This is a genomic window from Ilumatobacteraceae bacterium (genome assembly GCA_033344875.1).
GTDB lineage: Bacteria > Actinomycetota > Acidimicrobiia > Acidimicrobiales > Ilumatobacteraceae > Ilumatobacter.
Genome location: JAWPMO010000001.1, coordinates 1,390,472 through 1,407,512 on the forward strand (window position 1 = coordinate 1,390,472; position 17,041 = coordinate 1,407,512).

General features: G+C 67.8%; 18 protein-coding genes and 2 tRNA genes. 10 read left to right on the plus strand and 10 right to left on the minus strand.

The window, feature by feature from the left end; genetic code table 11:
- The first annotated feature begins 40 nt into the window (after positions 1–40).
- On the plus strand, positions 41–1,114 hold the full coding sequence (locus tag R8G01_06575; protein MDW3213640.1) for an NAD(P)-dependent alcohol dehydrogenase: 1,074 nt from the start codon (positions 41–43) through the stop codon (positions 1,112–1,114).
- Positions 1,111–1,311 carry a hypothetical protein gene (locus tag R8G01_06580; GenBank protein ID MDW3213641.1) on the plus strand — a complete coding sequence of 67 codons (201 nt, stop codon included), beginning with the start codon at positions 1,111–1,113 and terminating at the stop codon, positions 1,309–1,311. Before R8G01_06575 ends, R8G01_06580 begins: the two co-directional genes overlap by 4 nt.
- Positions 1,312–1,338: 27 nt before the next feature.
- On the opposite strand, the gene R8G01_06585 is transcribed toward R8G01_06580, so the two are convergent.
- A complete protein-coding gene (locus R8G01_06585) occupies positions 1,339–2,550 on the minus strand; it encodes an acyl-CoA dehydrogenase family protein (GenBank protein MDW3213642.1) in 1,212 nt (403 codons plus the stop codon).
- Between the two features lie 88 nt (positions 2,551–2,638).
- Between R8G01_06585 and R8G01_06590 the strand changes: the two genes are divergently transcribed.
- The 6 genes from R8G01_06590 (at position 2,639) to R8G01_06615 (ending at position 5,143) form a co-directional block, all read left to right on the plus strand.
- Positions 2,639–2,715: transfer RNA gene (locus R8G01_06590), tRNA-His, on the plus strand.
- Positions 2,716–2,765: 50 nt separating this feature from the next.
- Positions 2,766–2,837, plus strand: a tRNA-Lys gene (locus R8G01_06595).
- Positions 2,838–3,080: 243 nt separating this feature from the next.
- Positions 3,081–3,359, plus strand: a complete 279-nt coding sequence (locus tag R8G01_06600) for a hypothetical protein (protein ID MDW3213643.1) — start codon at positions 3,081–3,083, stop codon at positions 3,357–3,359.
- Between the two features lie 63 nt (positions 3,360–3,422).
- Positions 3,423–3,650 (plus strand): hypothetical protein, encoded by a 228-nt coding sequence (locus tag R8G01_06605; protein MDW3213644.1) that lies wholly within the window; start codon positions 3,423–3,425, stop codon positions 3,648–3,650.
- Positions 3,647–4,720, plus strand: a complete 1,074-nt coding sequence (locus R8G01_06610; protein ID MDW3213645.1) for a hypothetical protein — start codon at positions 3,647–3,649, stop codon at positions 4,718–4,720. The genes R8G01_06605 and R8G01_06610 overlap by 4 nt, the downstream gene beginning before the upstream one ends.
- 198 nt (positions 4,721–4,918) lie before the next feature.
- On the plus strand, positions 4,919–5,143 hold the full coding sequence (locus tag R8G01_06615; protein ID MDW3213646.1) for a hypothetical protein: 225 nt from the start codon (positions 4,919–4,921) through the stop codon (positions 5,141–5,143).
- A gap of 47 nt (positions 5,144–5,190) precedes the next feature.
- Here the strand turns inward: R8G01_06615 and R8G01_06620 are convergent, their stop codons facing one another.
- The 5 genes from R8G01_06620 to R8G01_06640 form a co-directional block, all read right to left on the minus strand.
- Entirely contained in the window at positions 5,191–6,111 is a 921-nt protein-coding gene (locus tag R8G01_06620) for a cyclase family protein (protein ID MDW3213647.1), read from the minus strand.
- 22 nt (positions 6,112–6,133) lie between these two features.
- Positions 6,134–6,526: a cupin domain-containing protein gene (locus R8G01_06625; GenBank protein ID MDW3213648.1), complete on the minus strand. Its 393-nt coding sequence runs from the start codon at positions 6,524–6,526 to the stop codon at positions 6,134–6,136.
- Between the two features lie 34 nt (positions 6,527–6,560).
- Positions 6,561–7,334: an aldolase/citrate lyase family protein gene (locus tag R8G01_06630; protein ID MDW3213649.1), complete on the minus strand. Its 774-nt coding sequence runs from the start codon at positions 7,332–7,334 to the stop codon at positions 6,561–6,563.
- Positions 7,335–7,561: 227 nt separating this feature from the next.
- Entirely contained in the window at positions 7,562–8,533 is a 972-nt protein-coding gene (locus R8G01_06635; protein ID MDW3213650.1) for a PfkB family carbohydrate kinase, read from the minus strand.
- Between the two features lie 321 nt (positions 8,534–8,854).
- Positions 8,855–9,193, minus strand: a complete 339-nt coding sequence (locus tag R8G01_06640; protein ID MDW3213651.1) for a hypothetical protein — start codon at positions 9,191–9,193, stop codon at positions 8,855–8,857.
- 178 nt (positions 9,194–9,371) lie between these two features.
- Between R8G01_06640 and R8G01_06645 the strand changes: the two genes are divergently transcribed.
- Entirely contained in the window at positions 9,372–11,015 is a 1,644-nt protein-coding gene (locus tag R8G01_06645) for a tetratricopeptide repeat-containing diguanylate cyclase (protein MDW3213652.1), read from the plus strand.
- Between the two features lie 401 nt (positions 11,016–11,416).
- On the opposite strand, the gene R8G01_06650 is transcribed toward R8G01_06645, so the two are convergent.
- The gene (locus tag R8G01_06650) at positions 11,417–11,833 is read right to left on the minus strand and encodes a CBS domain-containing protein (GenBank protein MDW3213653.1); all 417 of its coding nucleotides are present in this window, start codon (positions 11,831–11,833) and stop codon (positions 11,417–11,419) included.
- A 196-nt stretch (positions 11,834–12,029) separates the two neighbouring features.
- On the opposite strand from R8G01_06650, the gene R8G01_06655 reads away from it, so the two are divergent.
- Positions 12,030–13,169 (plus strand): glutathione-independent formaldehyde dehydrogenase, encoded by a 1,140-nt coding sequence (locus R8G01_06655; GenBank protein MDW3213654.1) that lies wholly within the window; start codon positions 12,030–12,032, stop codon positions 13,167–13,169.
- Between the two features lie 328 nt (positions 13,170–13,497).
- On the opposite strand, the gene R8G01_06660 is transcribed toward R8G01_06655, so the two are convergent.
- The 3 genes from R8G01_06660 to R8G01_06670 form a co-directional block, all read right to left on the minus strand.
- Complete coding sequence (locus tag R8G01_06660) at positions 13,498–13,929, minus strand: Hsp20/alpha crystallin family protein (GenBank protein ID MDW3213655.1); 432 nt, start codon at positions 13,927–13,929, stop codon at positions 13,498–13,500.
- A 207-nt stretch (positions 13,930–14,136) separates the two neighbouring features.
- Entirely contained in the window at positions 14,137–15,843 is a 1,707-nt protein-coding gene (locus R8G01_06665) for a SpoIIE family protein phosphatase (GenBank protein MDW3213656.1), read from the minus strand.
- Between the two features lie 138 nt (positions 15,844–15,981).
- On the minus strand, positions 15,982–17,031 hold the full coding sequence (locus R8G01_06670) for a hypothetical protein (GenBank protein MDW3213657.1): 1,050 nt from the start codon (positions 17,029–17,031) through the stop codon (positions 15,982–15,984).
- Between the last annotated feature and the right edge of the window lie 10 nt (positions 17,032–17,041).

Consider the following 17,041-nt stretch of genomic DNA (forward strand, 5'->3'; position numbering starts at 1 on the left):
CGATCATGCCATCGACACCCACGACACCAGGACGCCAGCCATGACGATCATCAGCCACGACCTCCCGACCACCACCGACACCGACAGCAGCCGCACCACGAGCGATGCCGGAGCCACGACCATGCGTGCCGTCGTCCAGGACCGCTACGGATCGGCCGACGCGCTCGAACTGCGGACCGTCGATCGTCCCGTCGTCGCTCCGTCACAGGTCCTGATCGAGGTCCATGCCGCCGGCGTCGACCGTGGGGTCGAACATCTGATGACCGGCCGGCCGTACGCGGTCCGACTCGGCTTCGGGCTGACGAAGCCGAAGCAACCGGTTCCGGGCCTCGACGTCGCCGGACGCGTCGTCGCCGTCGGCGACGAGGTCACCCGGTTCCGCGTCGGAGACCGAGTGTTCGGCATCGCGATCGGCGCCTACGCCGAATACGCCGCCGCCGAGGAAGCCAAGCTCTCCACGATTCCCGACGGCATCACGATGGAGCAGGCAGGTGTCGCCACGGTCTCCGGCATCACGGCTCTCCAGGCCCTCACCGACGTCGGCCGGGTCGAAGCCGGTCAGCACGTCCTCGTGCTCGGCGCGTCGGGCGGCGTCGGCACCTACGCCGTGCAGATCGCGAAGGCGTTGGGTGCCGAGGTCACCGGCGTCGCCGGCACCGCCAAGGTCGAGTTGGTCCGTTCACTCGGCGCCGACCACGTCATCGACTACACCACCGACGACTTCGTCGACGGGCCCACCCGCTACGACCTCATCATCGACATCGGCGGCCGCAACAGCATCCGCCGCCTGCGTCGGGTGCTGACCCCGGCCGGCACCCTCGTGATCGTCGGTGGTGAGGAAGGCGGCACGTGGACCGGCGGCATCGGCCGTCAGATCCGAGCCACGCTGCTCTCGCCGTTGCTCCGGCAGCGCCTCACGATGTTCCTCAGCACGGAGCACCACTCGTTCATCGACCGTCTCGCCGATCACCTGGCCTCGGGCGAGGTCGTGCCGGCGATCGGCGATCGGTTCCCCCTCGACCGGACCGCCGACGCGCTCCGCCGACTCGGTTCCGGTGGCACGATGGGCAAGTCCGTCATCGTCGTCCGCGACGCCGCCCCGGCGACGTCGTGAACGCGGGCAACTCCGGGCGGTCCCGCCTGGCGCGGATCCTCCCCTTCCTCTGGCTCGGACTCTCGGTCGTCTGGGCGGCCGTGATCGTCGTGACCGACCACATCGCCTGGCCGTTGGCGCTGTGGATCGCGACCACCGTCGGGCCGTTGACGGCTCTCCAGTCCCGCACCGACAACTGTTCGCCGCCGTCGACCTGAGTTCGTGGACGACGGCGAGCGACCGATTCAGCTGCGCGGCACCTCGACCCAGGGGACGTCCTTGTCGACCCGAGGCTCGCCCGGCAGACCGAGCACCTGCTCACCGAGGATGTTCCGGAGAATCTCGGACGTACCGCCCTCGATCGAGTTGGCCCGCACCCGCAGGAACGCGTGCTGCATGCCCTTGCCCGCACCGCTCGCGTCGAGGTCGGTCGGACGCCGGAACGTGTAGTCGTAACCGATCTGACCGTCCATACCCAGCAGGTCGACGCAGAAGTTGTAGAGCCGCTTGTTGAACTCGGAGAACTCGAGCTTCGCCACCGACATCTCGGGGCCCGGGTTGCCCGCCTTGGCTGCTTCGGCCGCCCGCAGGTTGGTCAACCGGCCGACCTCGCCGCGCACCCACAGGCGCATCAGCTCATCTTTCCGGGCACCGGTGCGTTCGGACTCGTCGAGCTGTTCCCAGATCGCGACCGCGTCGGTCGCCGCTCCCCCGCGGCGCGGCTTGCTGCCGCCCGCCGAGCCGCCACCGATCGCCGACCGTTCGTTCATCAACGTGGTGAGCGATGCACGCCAGCCCTCGCCCTCGGCGCCGATCCGGTTGAAGTCGGGCACCCGCACGTCGGTCATGTAGACCTCGTTGAACTCGGCCTCACCGGTGATCTGCCTCAGCGGTCGCACCTCGACGCCCTCCGACTTCATGTCGAGGGCGAAGTAGGTCATGCCCTTGTGCTTGGGCAGATCGGGGTTGCTCCGGGTCACGAGCATGCCGAAGTCGGCCAGGTGGGCCAGCGTGTTCCACACCTTCTGTCCGTTGACGATCCACTCGTCGCCGTCGCGGACCGCCTTGGTCGCGAGCCCGGCGAAATCGGAACCGGCGCCGGGCTCGGAGAAGAGCTGGCACCACTTCTCCTCGCCGGTGAACATCGGGCGCAGGAAGCGCTCCTTCTGCTCGTCGCCGGCGTGGGTCACGATCGTCGGGCCGGCCAGCGCCATGAAGAACGTGGTCGGATCGGTCGGCGCCGCGCCCGCTTCACGCACCCGTTGCTCGACCACCTTGTTGAGCTCGGGGCGCAACCCGAGCCCGCCGAAGCCGACCGGGAAGTGCACCCAGGCCAGACCGGCGTCGTAGCGAGCGCCGCGGAACTCGATGTCGCTCATCGTCGTGGGATCGTTGGCCGCGAGGAGTGCGTCGAGCGCGGCCTCGACCTGTTCGAGGGGGGTCTGTGTCGTCGTCACCCCCAGAGTCTCGCAAACCGAGGGGTGTCGAATGCGATTCGAGATGGCAGAATGTGCGGCGCACGCGGGTCCTCGGTCCCGCGACATGGTGGCCGTAGCTCAGCTGGTGGTAGCGCCAGGTTGTGATCCTGGAGGTCGGGGGTTCAAGTCCCCTCGGTCACCCCAACGATCGGCGGTGTGGGGGTCGGAAACGACCCCTACACTGTTCGATCCAACCGTCTCTAGCTCAATGGCAGAGCAGTGGACTCTTAATCCATTGGTTCTGGGTTCGAATCCCAGGGGACGGACACCAAGACCCCAGCGCTCGCGCTGGGGTCTTGTCCTTTCTGGTGAAGAGCCCAGATGATTCGGTTCCGCCGATGTCGCTCCCCTGATGCTGTGCCGCACTCCGTCGCGGTCGGGACGGAACGCCCGTCTCCCCGCCAGCGTGGCCCGACCGTCGACGGCGGAGCGAGGCGACGGCGTCCGTTCTCAGGCCGCTCCGACGAGGAGTTTCGACGCACCGAACACGCCCCGGTACGGTGGGTGACATGCAGCAGACCCTTCGCATCGTTGTTCCCACCGGCGCCGCGCCCGCAGCGCAGGAGCAGGCCGGCAACGCGTCCGCGAATCGACGCGAAACGGTCTGGCTGCTCCACAACGGCAAGGCGCACGGCGACGTGATCCTGCGCACGGCTGGTCGGATCCTGGAGCGGGCGGGCTGGACGACGACGTCGGTGAGCAAGGAGCTTCCGTCCTCGCCGTGCCCGGATGACCTCGCTGCGGTGGGGCTCACACACGCAGGGGCGATCACCGCTCTTTCGGATTGAGGCTCGTGCACGTCGTGGAGTGTCCACGACTCCGTACGACTCGCTCGCAAAGGACTTCCGACGATGGTCGTGTGCACCGAACCGTTCGAGCCGCTCGCGCGCTCACTGCTCGGTGACGAGACCGCCGTCACGCTGCTCGTGCTGCCGCATCCCCTCCTCCCCCTCACCGCAGCGCAGGTCGCGGAGCTCGTCGAGAGCCACGCCGACGACATCGATCAGTGGGCACGATCGATCGCCGACGGGGTCGCTGACCGAGCCCAGCCCGGCGACGACGGTGTCAGCACTGGATGAGGTACGACGATCTTCCCGCCGACCTGGATGGTTTCCAGCGCGAGATCGAGCGTCGCGATTGGGGCGACGGGCTTCCGGTGATCCCGCCCACGCCAGAACGTGTCGAGGCCATGTTGGACGGTGCCGACCCCGACGTCGCCCTCGGGGTGATGCCGCCGAGCGGGCACGAGGTGCTCCTGGGAACGGTCGCCACGAATGCCGTGATGGCCGGTTGCCGACCCGGGATGCTCCCGGTGCTGAGGGCGGCGGTGACGGCGGTCATCGTGCCGCGTTTCAATCTGTTGGGGGTGCAGACGACGACACATCCCGCCGCGCCGCTCACGATCGTCAGCGGCGCCGGTCACCTCGGGGTCAACGCCGGTGCCGGCACGCTCGGGCCGGGCTGGGCCGCCAACGCGACGCTCGGCAGGGCGATCCGGCTCGTGCTGATGAACATCGGCGGGGCACGACCGGGAGGCACGGATCAAGCGACCATCGGACACCCTGGGAAGTATTCGTTCATCGTCGGGGAGAACGTCGACGAGTCACCGTGGGGTGAGTACATCGCCCCGGCGCACCTGCGCGTCCCGAGTGACGATCCCGACGCGGCCGAGGCGTTCCGCTCGGTGACGCTGGTCGCCGGCGAGGGTCCGCACAACATCTCGGATCACCACAGCTCGACCGCGAGCGAGATGATGACCAGCATTCTCGGGACCGTGAACCAGCCGGGGATGAACAACTGGCATTACCCGACGGCGCCGTTCGTGGTGTTGCTGTGCCCCGAACACGCCCACCTGTTCGCTCGTGAGGGGCTCCGGCGCGAGGACGTCGCGGACTGGCTCCGGCGCGAGGCCGGGCTCGAGATCGAGCGATTCTCGGCGGGGTTCGTCCCGATCCTCACCGAACGACGGTTCGGCGCACGCGACGAGTTGCCGCCGGGGACGGTGATCCCTGCACTGGCCACCGCCGAACAGGTGATCATCGTGGTCACGGGAGGCCCCGGTCGCCACTCCATGGTGATCCCGACGTTCGGCAACAGCCAGCCCGTCCAGATCGTCTCACCGTCGATGACCACGCAGTCGACGAGCTGACCTCGGCGTCGAGGGGGACCGCGTCGATGTCCGAGCGAGCGGACCTGCGAGCTAGCCTCGTCGACAACGCAGCGCCCCGGTCGCTCTACACCCGACGGCGAGTCGTTGACACCATCGGGGTCGACCCACGGTCGACCCGCTCGGACAGGAGGACGCATCACGACACAGGTGCAGGCCATCGAGACAGCGCTGGAGAGTATGCGACAAATGTTGGAGATCGACGGGTACACACTCACCGTCGGCGCCGATGAGTCGGTCGTCACCCTCACCGTCGCCGCAACCGAGGCAGCCTGCAGCGAGTGTCTGATCCCGAAGGATCTGTTCGCCACCATGGCCTCCGACTCCATCGTGAAGGGCGACATCGAGTTCGACGAATCACAGCTCCGGATCGTCTACCCCGTCGACCTCGAACGGGACGCGTAGCCCCCGAACCGCCGGCCACGATCCGCTCGGTGGGCGATCCGGGCCGGTTACCTGATCGCGTAGGGATTGACCGGCGAGCCCACGCCGCCCGAGACAGGCAGCGCCGGCGCGACGAACAGGAAGTCGTAGACGCCGTCGGCGGCGCAGTCCGACGCGAGTTCCTCCAGGTCGAAGATCTCTCCGAGCAGCAGTCCCATGTAGACCAGCCCCACGACGTGAAACGGGTTGGCGACCTCCGCGACCTGGTACGGCTTGACCTCCACCGCATAGGTGTCGGTCGCGACGGCAGCGACCTCGTGGTCGTGCAGCCATTCGAGCACGGACATCCCGAGACCCGGGGCGTCGCCGCTGAACCCGACCCAATTGCGCGCCCGGCAATCGGCCAGGAAGCCCGTGCGGACGAGCAGTGCGTCACCGGTGCCGACCGTCGTGCCCGTCCCATCGAGCAGGCGCACGATCTCATCGGCCTCGATCGATTCACCGGGCGACAACGTTTCGACACCACGAGCACGAGCGACATCGATCAACACACCTCGGGTGGCGAGACGCCCGCTGAAGTTGCGCACATCGTTGACTTCCGCACCGCGTGAGTCGACGAGTGACACCGGCCGGCCGCCGTACATGACGCCTCGATGCGAGACATGGGCGAGCGAGTCCCACTGGGTAGCGCCCTGTAGCGAGAGCAGCAGAACGTCGTCAGCGATTCCCACTTCACCGACGCGAACCCGCTCCTGGTGGAGAATCGTCATGTAGTGACGTGGATTGGCGCGGAAATCGACGTCGATCGCCGGACCATCCGAATCGAGCGGGACGGCGAGCGGGTGCACCCTCCCCGATCGCACCAGCGTCGCGGCCGCCATGGTGACGGCGGGCGTGATGAAGTTGGGCGTGCCGACTTCGTCAGCGGGGCCCCATCGGTCCCAGTTGCAGAGCCGTGACGCCAGCTCATCGACGTCGCGCGAGGTCATGCGCACCGGAGATCGTCCCGGCTCAGCGACGCAGTTCGACGGGTGGATCGATCTCGACGGTGCCCATCGTGCCCGGGCTCGAGATGACGAGGACCTCCATGTCATCGGAGTATCCGAGTTCGACGTGACCGTACCCCGGTGGGATGTTCACACACGACCCGGGTTCGAGCCGAACGACCCGGCCGTCCTCGAAGCCGAGGTCCTCCCAGCCGTTCAGGCAGTAGACGATCTGCAGGTCGCAGGTGTGATAGTGCCATCCGGTCACCTGATGCTCGCCGGAGCGGGCACGCACGACCTGCATGTTGTAGGCACCGTGGGTCGCTTCGCGAATTCCGACATCCCGATACTCGAAGAACGGCCGCCTACCGCTCGCACCGAATGCGTCGTCGGTGAGGTGGGAGACGGAGGGGTCCATGGGGGGTCTCACAGTTCCGCTCATGACAGCAGGCTTAGTCGATGAAGTCGGCAAGGTCCGAGACGAACGACCGATACTCGCCGAGCAGGATGGCCTTGTCGGTGCGCCACGTGATCATCCGAGCGCCCGAAGCGACGCAGTCGCCGATCTGCTCGCGCGACGACGCGGACAGGAACACGACGATGTCGCGTGCGGCACATGCGTCGACGACACGCCGAGCAGCGTCGACGACACGGGGATGCGATCGCTCGCCGGGGACGCCGAGTGAGATGGAGAGGTCTTGCTTACCGACCTCGACCGCCGTGATGCCTTCCACGTCGAGAATCTCATCGAGGTGCTCCAGGCCGATCGCGCTCTCGATCTGGGCGACGACGACGACGCGCTCGTTGCACTGCTCGAGGAACTCCGTGTCGATCGGCTCGGCCCGGTAGTCGGCTCCCGGCCCGCCGAGGGCGATGCCGCGCCCTCCGTGTGGCGGATAGCGAGTCATCGAGATCGATCGACGGAGCTGTTCGGCCGAACAGACGTCGTGCAGCACGATCCCGTCCGCTCCCGCGTCGAGGATCCGGTTGATCGAGTCCTGCGAGACATCGTTCGGCCGGACCAGTACCGAAATGCCGGCGGCCCGGCCGACCTCGCACATGTCGGCAACGGTCTCGAATCCGAAGCCCGAGTGTTGGAGGTCGACGACCACGAAATCGAGCCCCGCCGCCTTCGCCAGTCGGACGAACCCGGGCGTGCGCACGTACATCACGAACGTGCCGCAGGCGACGCCGCCACTCGCCAGACGATCCATCAGGGGATTCATCGTGGGGGTGGTTCCACTCGTCGACGCCAACGCCATGGACCGAGACAGTAGCTCCGCCGACGGCCACCGCCGGCTCTCGCCCGTGTCGACATCCGACGGCGCCGATGTCGCGTCGGACTCGTCGATGAGCCGGTCGGAGATGCCTCGGGACTCGTGCTGTCCGGCCGCGGATTCGGATCAGCGCGGCACAGGCCAAGTAGGCGTGCGCGTCATCGCACGTCAGACGATCAGCCGGGAGCGCAGTCGGAGTGCGCCAGGCGACGCAACGCCACCGAATCGGCGATCGAGTCGATCACCCGGGCTTCGGCGTTGCCCAGTCCGTGCCGGGTCACCGTCGCCGCTCCCGCTGCACACGCGAGCCGCAGCATGGTCGACACGTCGTCGCGTCGACACGTCGACACGCACAACGCAGCGGTCATCGCATCACCCGCTCCGCGATGGTCGACGGGTTCGAGCAGAGGGGGTTCGGCGTACCAGATGTCGCCCGAGTCACGGACCAGCAGCGCGCCCACAGGGTCGGACACGACGGCGGTCGAGACGCCGCGACCACACAATTGTCTCGCGACCTCAATCCGGGCGTCGACGTCGTGCTGTTCCGAGAGTCTCCCGTCATCGATCAGGTCGTCGTGGCTCACCTTCAACACATCGATCGCGCCGCCGTCGACGAACGCATCCAGTTCGGGGCCGTGGAGGTCCGCCACGACGACGACCCCGAGAGCATGGAGATCGTGTCCGAGACGGCGATAGAAGTCGTCGCCGAGGGCGTCTCCCGAGGCCGAACCCGTCACCACACAGCAACCCGCTGCAGCTCCCGTCTCGATGACCCGTCCGTACAGGTCGTCGATCTCGTGGCGGCTGAGCGTGCCGCCCGGCGACGACGCGACCTCGCGTCGACGTCCCCCGCGTCGATCGTGCACGTAGGCCGCCGACTCGTCGCTGGTCCGAGCGGCGATCAGGTCGACGTCCCACGTCGACATCAGTGAACTCAGCACGACGCCGGACTCACCGCCGATCGGGCCGACCAGCACCGACCGTGCGCCCAACCGGTTGATCGCCCGCGCGATCCAGAACGCCTGGCCTCCCGGATGGAAGTGGACGGCCGACGCACCGCCTGCTGTTCCCTCGATCGTGACGGTCGCGCACAGCGTCGGCCCGAAGACGCAGACCCGCTCATCGAGTCTCGGCCCGGAGTCGCTCATCGCACCTCCCACGACCAGACGTCAACCCTCGACGTCGGGACCTTCGACACGTGATCGTGCAGCGTCGACCCGGTCGGTGAACCTCGCGTCACCGGCACGATCGGCGCAGTGTGCACAGCAGAAGATTCCATCGTCGGATTCCACTCCGTGGCCGAGAATCCGTACACCGCACGCCGAGCACGACGGGGCCAACCAATCGGCGGCGCACTCGATCGAGTCGAACATGCTCGAAGCCCCGTCGTGCAAGGTCACGGAGAATGCCTTGTCATAGAAGTTCCCACACGTCGCACACGTGCCACCACCGGGTTCCATCAGCAGCTCCTACCAACCGAACGCGTCGTAGTACGCGTAGGGCTCCCGGTCCCAGTCGTCCCGGTCACGCTCGAGCGACTCATCGAGGTCGGGTGCCTGCTTGATCTGGTCCTTGTCCATGTTCACGAACACCTTTTCGGCGTCGTAGTCGATGCTGGTCACGACCCCTGCCGGCAGGAGCCGCTTCTTGCCGAAGATCCAGAAACCGGTGTCGACCACGAGGTGGTCGCGGTCGACGGTGTCTTCGTCGACCGAGCCGATGCTGCCGTCGGTCGCCTCCACGTCGAAACCGGCCAGGTTGCTGTTGGGGCGGTAGATGTCATCGCGGTAGGTCCAGATCGTGTCCATTGTCGAGATCCCTTCGTCGTCGTGGCTGATGCCGTTCTCCTACCCGGTCGAGGCCGCCCCGATACCTGGGGCGACACTCGATCCGTGCGGAGATCGGGCCGTTCCGCCGAGATCCGGATCCAGTGCGCATTTCGGGTCGAGACGAACGGCGAACTTGCCGATAGAACACAGACCGAAGATGTCGACTCCGATGCAGCACGCCGACCCCACCATCCACCTCGACGAACTCGCCGCCGCGGCGGCGTCGTCCTCGAACGGTGATCCTGCGGCTTCGGAACGTGCTGCTCGTGAACTCGCCGAGATCGCCACGACCATGGGCGACGAGACGCTGGCGCTCGAGGCGAACGTGTGGGCGTGTGTCCACCTGCTTCGTCGCGGCGAACTTCGCCAGGCTGTCGAGGAGTCGAACACGGTGCGCGTCCGCCTGCGTCGTGAACGGCCGGGGACGCGGCTGGGATCGGCGCGCATGGAACTGCTCCGCACGATCGCGCTGGCGGCCAGCGAGACCGGCCAGTTCGCCATCGCGCTCGACGCGGCGCAGGAGTTGGCCGGTGATCCGGCCGTGCACGCGGACGCCGGCGCTGCGTTCGACGCAGCATTCTCCCTTGCCGTCTGTCTCGAACGCATGGGCGACAGCTGGCAGGCGATGCGCATCCTCACCGAGGTCATCGACCGCCACGGTGACGCCGCTCCCTCGTTTCCGATGCTCTACGCGCTCAACGCCGTCACGGCAACAGCGATCGGCGCGTTCCATCGCACCAGCGACGAAGCCGATCCGAGCGGCGCATCCGAACTCCTCGACATCGCGCGGTCGGCTGCCGAACGAGCGCTGCTCCTCCTCGACGACTTCGCGAACCCGATCTATCGTGTGGCGGTCGAAGGCAACCTCGGCGAGGTGCTGGCCTATCAGGGTGATCTCGACGGAGCCGAACGGCTGTTGCGGGCCGCACTCCACGATGCCGAGGAGATCGGCGCGGCGGCCCACCGCGACCGCGTCCGGGCGTCGATCGGCGAGTGGCTCGTCTTGTCGCAACGTCACGGCGAGGCACTCGAGTTGCTCGACCGGCTGATCGTCGAACTCGACGCCGACGGTCCGCACAGCACTCGCATCCGAGCGCATCACGCCGCATATCTGGCTGCCAAGGCACTGGGACGGTCCGACACTGCACTCGCACACCTGGAGACGTACGAGCAGCTCGAACGTCACCGTACGACCGGGCAGCTCCGGTCACAGTCCGAGATGTTCGTCACCAAGTCGGAGGCCAAGGCGGAAGCCGACCGGCACCGCACGACCTCCGAGCGAGATCCGCTGACCGGACTCGGCAACCGCCGTCACCTGTCGCGCCTCCTCCGACATCTGCTGTCACCCGGGGACCCGACCCGTCCGGTCGCGCTCGCGATGATCGACGTCGACCACTTCAAGTCGATCAACGACGAACTCGGTCATGCGACCGGCGACACGGTGCTCGTCGAGTTGGCCCAGTTGCTCCGTGACGAAGTCCGCGACGACGACTCCGTCGTGCGCTACGGAGGCGAGGAGATCGTGGTGGTCATGCCGAACACCGGCGTCGACGAGGCATCCGACCGGAGCAACCGGCTTCGCGAACGGGTCGAACAGCACGTCTGGCCGGGACTCGACCCGAGTTGGCGTATCACGTTGAGCATCGGCGTCGCCGTCGCACCACCCTGCGACCCCGATGTGGTGGTGAGCGCTGCCGACCGAGCGATGTACCAGGCGAAACGGGACGGCCGCAATCTCGTGCGCACCGCCTCTGCCCACGACATCCGCGACGCCACCCCCACGGCGATCCTGCGACCCTGACCGACGCACGCGACCGCCGAGCAGCGGCGTGACGCACGAAGCCTGTCGCCATCCGATCGGCTCATTCGACCGGCGGAAGCCGCTGAGACGAACGACCGTGCTGTCGAGCACGGTCCGGGTGGTGTGATGCCTGGTGCGCTCAGCGGTCGCGGCGGTCGGGCACCGGGCCGCCGAGGGAGTCGAGCGTGATCAACAGCACCACGAGTCCCGCCGCTGCGAGGAGACCGAGCCGACGGCGGCGACGATCGGTGGTCACCACGCCCGAGGCGGGTCGGGGACCGCATCGGGTTCGGGCCCGCCGGGGCCGGGTTCGATCGGCTCCGGCACGATGGGCGTGGGGGGTTCGTCGGGGGGCATCGGCCGATGCGGCGGAGGCACCTCCGGCTGTACCGCCATCGGGTTCATCGATCGGGTGACGCACTGCTGATCGTGCCGAGCGCCGAATCCGAGTCGAGCCGCGAAGCCAGATCGCCGAGTGAGACGATCCCCACCAGACGCCTGTCGTCCAACACCGGCACCCGCCGCAGCGCACGGTCCTGCATCAACGAGATCACGTCCGAGATGTCGTCGCTCACCTGCACGCTGTGGAGTTCGCCCTCACAGATGTCACGGAGTCGAAGCGACCCGATGTCGCCGTCGTCGGCGAGGCCGCGGATGACGATGTCGCGATCGGTGACGATGCCGAACGGTCGACCGTCGGCGTCGTTCACCACGACATCGCCGATGTCGCGGTCCCGCATGACCGCTGCCGCGTCCTTGATGCTGCTGTCCATCGCGCAGACCACCGGGTCTGCCGTCATGACGTCGCGAATGTCCATGTCGATTCCTCCATGTGTCGTGAGTCCGGTGCGGCGAGGATCGTCCTCGCCGATGGACTCGTACCCGAGTTCCCGATGACGCATACGGGCGGTCGTCGCCGACCCGGCGCCCAGGAATGACTCCTCCGCAGCGCGGGTAGGGACGACATCACAACCCAACCGTCCGTCGTACCAACCCTTCCGAAGGAGATCCAGCATGCGAGCAGTCGTGTATCAAGAGCCCCATCACGTCAGCGTCGAGGAGGTGGACGACGCTCGGGTCGAGGACCCGACCGACGTCGTGATCAAGGTCACGTCGTCCGCGATCTGCGGTTCCGACCTCCACATGTACGAGGGACGGACCGGCGCGGAGCCCGGCATGGTGTTCGGTCACGAGACGATGGGCGTCGTGGAGGAGGTCGGCGACGGCGTGACGACGCTTCAGGCCGGCGACCGGGTCGTCCTCCCGTTCAACGTCGCCTGCGGATTCTGCAAGAACTGCGAGGCGGGCAACACGGGTTTCTGCCTGACGGTCAACGAGGACTTCGCCGGCGGCGCCTACGGGTACGTCGAGATGGGCCCGTACCGCGGTGGTCAGGCCGAGTACCTCCGCGTCCCGTTCGCCGACTTCAATGCGCTGCAACTCCCCTCGGGGGACGAGCACGAACTCGACTTCGCGATGCTGGCCGACGTCTTCCCCACCGGCTACCACGCCGCTGCGATGGCGGAGGTGAGTCCCGGGGAGTCCGTCGCCGTCTTCGGTGCCGGGCCCGTCGGGCTCATGGCCGCGTACTCATCGATGCTCCGTGGCGCCGCCGAGGTGTTCGTGGTCGACAAGGTGCCGGGCCGTCTCCAACTGGCGGACGACATCGGGGCGATTCCGGTCAACATGGACGATGTCGACCCCGTGGAACACATCGTCGACCAGACCCATGGTGACGGAACCGACAAGGGCATCGACGCCGTCGGCTATCAGGCGACGGCCTCCGACGGCGAGGAGCAACCGGCGATCGTGCTGAACCAACTCGTCCACACCGTCCGTGCAACCGGCCGACTCGGCGTCGTCGGCCTGTACGTGCCGTCCGATCCGGGCGCGCCGAACGACGACGCCGCTGAGGGGCGACTGCTGTTCGAGATCGGCAAGTTCTTCGAGAAGGGTCAACGGATGGGGACCGGTCAGGCGAACGTCAAGGCGTACAACCGGCAGCTTCGCGACCTGATCATCGCCGGCCGTGCCGAACCGAGCTTCGTCGTCTCCAAGACGCTGCCGCTCGACGACGCGCCGGACGCCTACGAACGATTCGATCGACGCGAGGACGGCTACACCAAGGTCGTGCTCCAACCCCACGCGGCATGACCGCAGGAAGTGGTTCGATGAGCGAACGGACCATCAGGAGGTCAACATGTTGACGGTGCTCGCCATCGCAGCGGTCCTGGGTGCGGCGCTGGTGATACTGGTCCGGATCGCCCTGGCGGGCAGGCGCCCGCCCGGTTCGAACGACCGCGAACGCCAACACCGAGTTCCCGGTGCTCACTCCGATCCACCCCCACCGGGTGGCGGACCGGGGTCCTGACCCCCGCCGTCGGCGTTCGGCCGACGACGCGACGAGCGATGCCTCGCGCACGACCGATGCTGCACGTGTCCCGGCACCAGGCGGTGCCGGGACACGGAGCCGGAGGGACCGTTACTCGTTGTCCGAGGTGGACGTGGCCTCGATCGCTTCCGACCGCGAGCCATCGCTCACGTCGATGCGCCTCGGCTTCGATCGTTCGGCGACCGGGATCGACAGCGTCAGAACGCCGTTCTCGGTCTTGGCCTTCAGCTCTTCGAGGTCGAGCGCATCGTTGAGGATGAACCGCCTCGAGAAGGTGCCCTGTGGACGTTCTCGAGCCAGCACCTCCTTGTCGTCGTCGTTCCAGACCCGATCGACCGACACCGTGAGTTCGTTCCGTTCGATCGACACGTCGATGTCGTCGGTGGTCGCTCCCGGCGCATCGATGTAGATCGTGATCTCATCATCCGCGCGCACCGCGTCCATCGCCAACATCGACCGCGATCCCCTGGTGATCTGCTCGGTCATCCGGTCGAGATCTCGGAAGGGATCGAATCGCAGCATGGGCATCTCCTTGTTGATGGCGGCGCCCCAGGCGCCGCAGCGTCTGATGACGAACTGCTACCCACCGAGGCGTCGGCTCATACACGCGCACCCGGACCGGATCTCGGAGCGATGCTCGCGGGAGGTCGACCTCGTGTCGATCCGGCAGCGGGCAGCGATGGCACCCGGCTCCGGCACCGTTCGGCGCGAACGGGGGCGAGCCACCCCTCAGACGGTCGCCGACCTGAGCACTACGTGGAGGAGGATCGTGTCGTCGGTCTGCCCGGCGAAGGATTCGAGTCCTGCGACCGTGAACCCGCCCGACGTGGACCGCAGCGCCTCGATGGCGGACGCGATCTCGGCGAGTTGGCCGTCGACGACCGTTCCGTCACGCCGATCGATCAGGCCGTCGGTGTAGAGCAGTACCGAACTCTCACGTCCGATGTGGACCGTCGTCTCCGGCTTCGGGGCATCTGGGACCACGGTCAAGGGGGCCGAGACCCGCCCGTCGAGCAGCGAGACGCCGTCGCACGACAGCAGGAACCCTGGCGGATGCCCGGCTGATGCGTACGTGAGACATCCGGTCGGCGGATCGAAGAATCCGACCCACACCGTCGAGCACGACGCGCCCGGGATCGTCGCGGCGATCTCGTCGGCCTGCGACAGCAGGGCGGACGGTCCCTCGACGTGCCGCGCGGTGACCGACATCGCCACGCGGAGCTGGTTCATCGTGACCGCTGCCTCGGCGCCGTGCCCGACCACGTCACCGACGCAGATGTAGACCCGTCCGTCCGGGAGTTCGGCGACGTCGTACCAGTCACCACCGATGCCGAGGCCGGACGCCGCCGCCATGTAGCACCCCTCGGCCGTGAACGCCGACCCGGCGAGCTGCTCGGGCGGCAGACTGAGTCGCTGGAACCGGGTGACCAGCCGGTGCTCCTCTGCAGCGGCGATCTGGAGGCGGGCCCGCTCGAGGGCGAGCAGGTCGCGCTCGTACATCTCTGCCGCCACCACGAGTCCGCCAGTCGTGAACACCAGGAACTTCAGCTTGATGACGACGAGACCCGTGGCGTCGGAGACACCGACCATGATCGCCCCGTCGCCGATCACGAACGCTGCGGCCGCGGTCAGCGCGACGATGGCCGACACGAACGCCACCGCACGGACACCGAACCAGGCTCCGGCCACCACGACCCCGGTCAGCACGATGAACATCAGCGGCAGGTCGGAGGTGGTGAGCACGGTCGCGGTCAGGACGACGGCACCGATGATCACCACGGCGCCGGGGCCCGACCAGAGGGACCGACGATCCGGCCCGGACCCCGCCGCCAGGAGCGGACCGCCGACCAGCAACACACCGAGGACGTCTCCCAGCCACCACTGCCAGAAGGTGGTGACGACCGAGTCGCCGCCGAAACCGCGATCCACGAGCGCTCCGATGGCGGCGCCGACGGCAGGGCCGGCGACGACACCACCGACGACGAACCACCGGACGTGCCACAGCCGCGACAGGTCGAGGCGGCCGCGAACCCTGGCGAGCACGATCGCTGCGCCGACCAGGGGTTCGGCCACGTTCGCTGCAGCGAAACCGACCGACTGGGCGACGGAGAGGCCGGCTCGGAGGTCTTGACCGAACTCGGCCACCGCGACGGCGAGCAGCACGACCCACCAATCCGCTCGACGCGACCGCACGAGGGCGGCGAACGTGATGCCCGACGGGATGAAGAAGACGGCCTGGAGATCGGTCGCTTCGGCGAAGCGAAAGGCGGCCTCCGATCCGAGCACGTAGCCGACGGCGACGAGCGAGCCGACCAACCAGGGTGACGACCGCGCCGAGCCCTTCTCGTCGCCCACGACGGGCGGAGCACCGAACAGCTTCATGTCGTTGGCATCATCCTGGTCGTCGCCGAGCGCTTTCGTTGTCAGATCGGTCACGGCGCCGGGGACCGGGGCGCTCGACGGCACCATGTTGGCAGATCGGACACGCGAAGACATGCGCCGAGGCCGCGTCGGGCCGGCGGGAACGATGCCGGGCGTTCGGACCAGGATTCAGACCAGGATTCAGACCAGGATTCAGACCAGTATGACGACGACGGCGACGACCCAGATCGTGATGATCGACCAACTCTCGGTGTCGGTGTTCCGAGCTCCGGTGCCCTGCCGGACCAGACCTGCGAGGAGCACGCCGTTGAGCAGCACCGCCAGGCCGGTCACGCCGGCCGCATCGACGCCGGCGCCGCCGAACACCGAGTCCGCCGAGACCAGATCGGCAGCGGCGACGAAGAGGGTGTCGAAGGTGTTCCCGCCGATGATGTCGCCGGCCGCCAGGCCGATGGCGCCGCGGCGCGCTGCCGCGACCGCCGTGACCAGTTCCGGCGTCGACGTCGCGACCGAGGTGAACACGACACCGACCGCGCCGGCGGACAACGACGTCGTGGCCGTCAACTCGCTCCCCGCCCATGCCAGCGCGAAGCCGGCGAGCCCGAGCACGACGGCGAAGGTGGCGAATCGCGACCAGAGCTGCGACCAGGGGCGCTGCTCCTCTTCCTCGACTTCCGGACTGTCCTCGAGCCCGCCCAGCTTGCCGCGCTGGCCACTCCGGCCACCTTCGACGTCGGACGCATCCGGTTCCGGACCGATCGCGGCCGAAGCGGAGATGTCGATCCGGCGCGAGAGCAGCAGCCCGACGACGTATGCCCCCACGATCGCCGGCGTGAGCGGATGGATGCGACCCACGACGACGTCCGGCGACGCCAGACCGATGCTGACGATCGACAGGAGGATCATCAACACGGCCGCCTGATAGGCGACCTGACGGGTCGGGACGAAGCTCGAGAGCGTTCCCGATCGGAAGGCGATGTCCGCGATCGCGAGGAACAGCGTCTGCGCGGCGACGCCACCGATCGCGTTCGAGACCGCCAACTCGGTCTCACCGCGCGAGGCAGCGGTGACCGTCAGGACGAGACCCGGCAACGAGGTCACCACCCCGAGCAGCACGGCGCCGACGAGGACCTGGCCGAGGTCGAGGCGGTTGGAGATCGCCTCGGCGACCCGCGCGAGTCGAGGCCCGACCGTGGCGACGACGGCGGTCGCACCGACGAGGACGACGATCAGCAGCGTCATTCAGCACCAC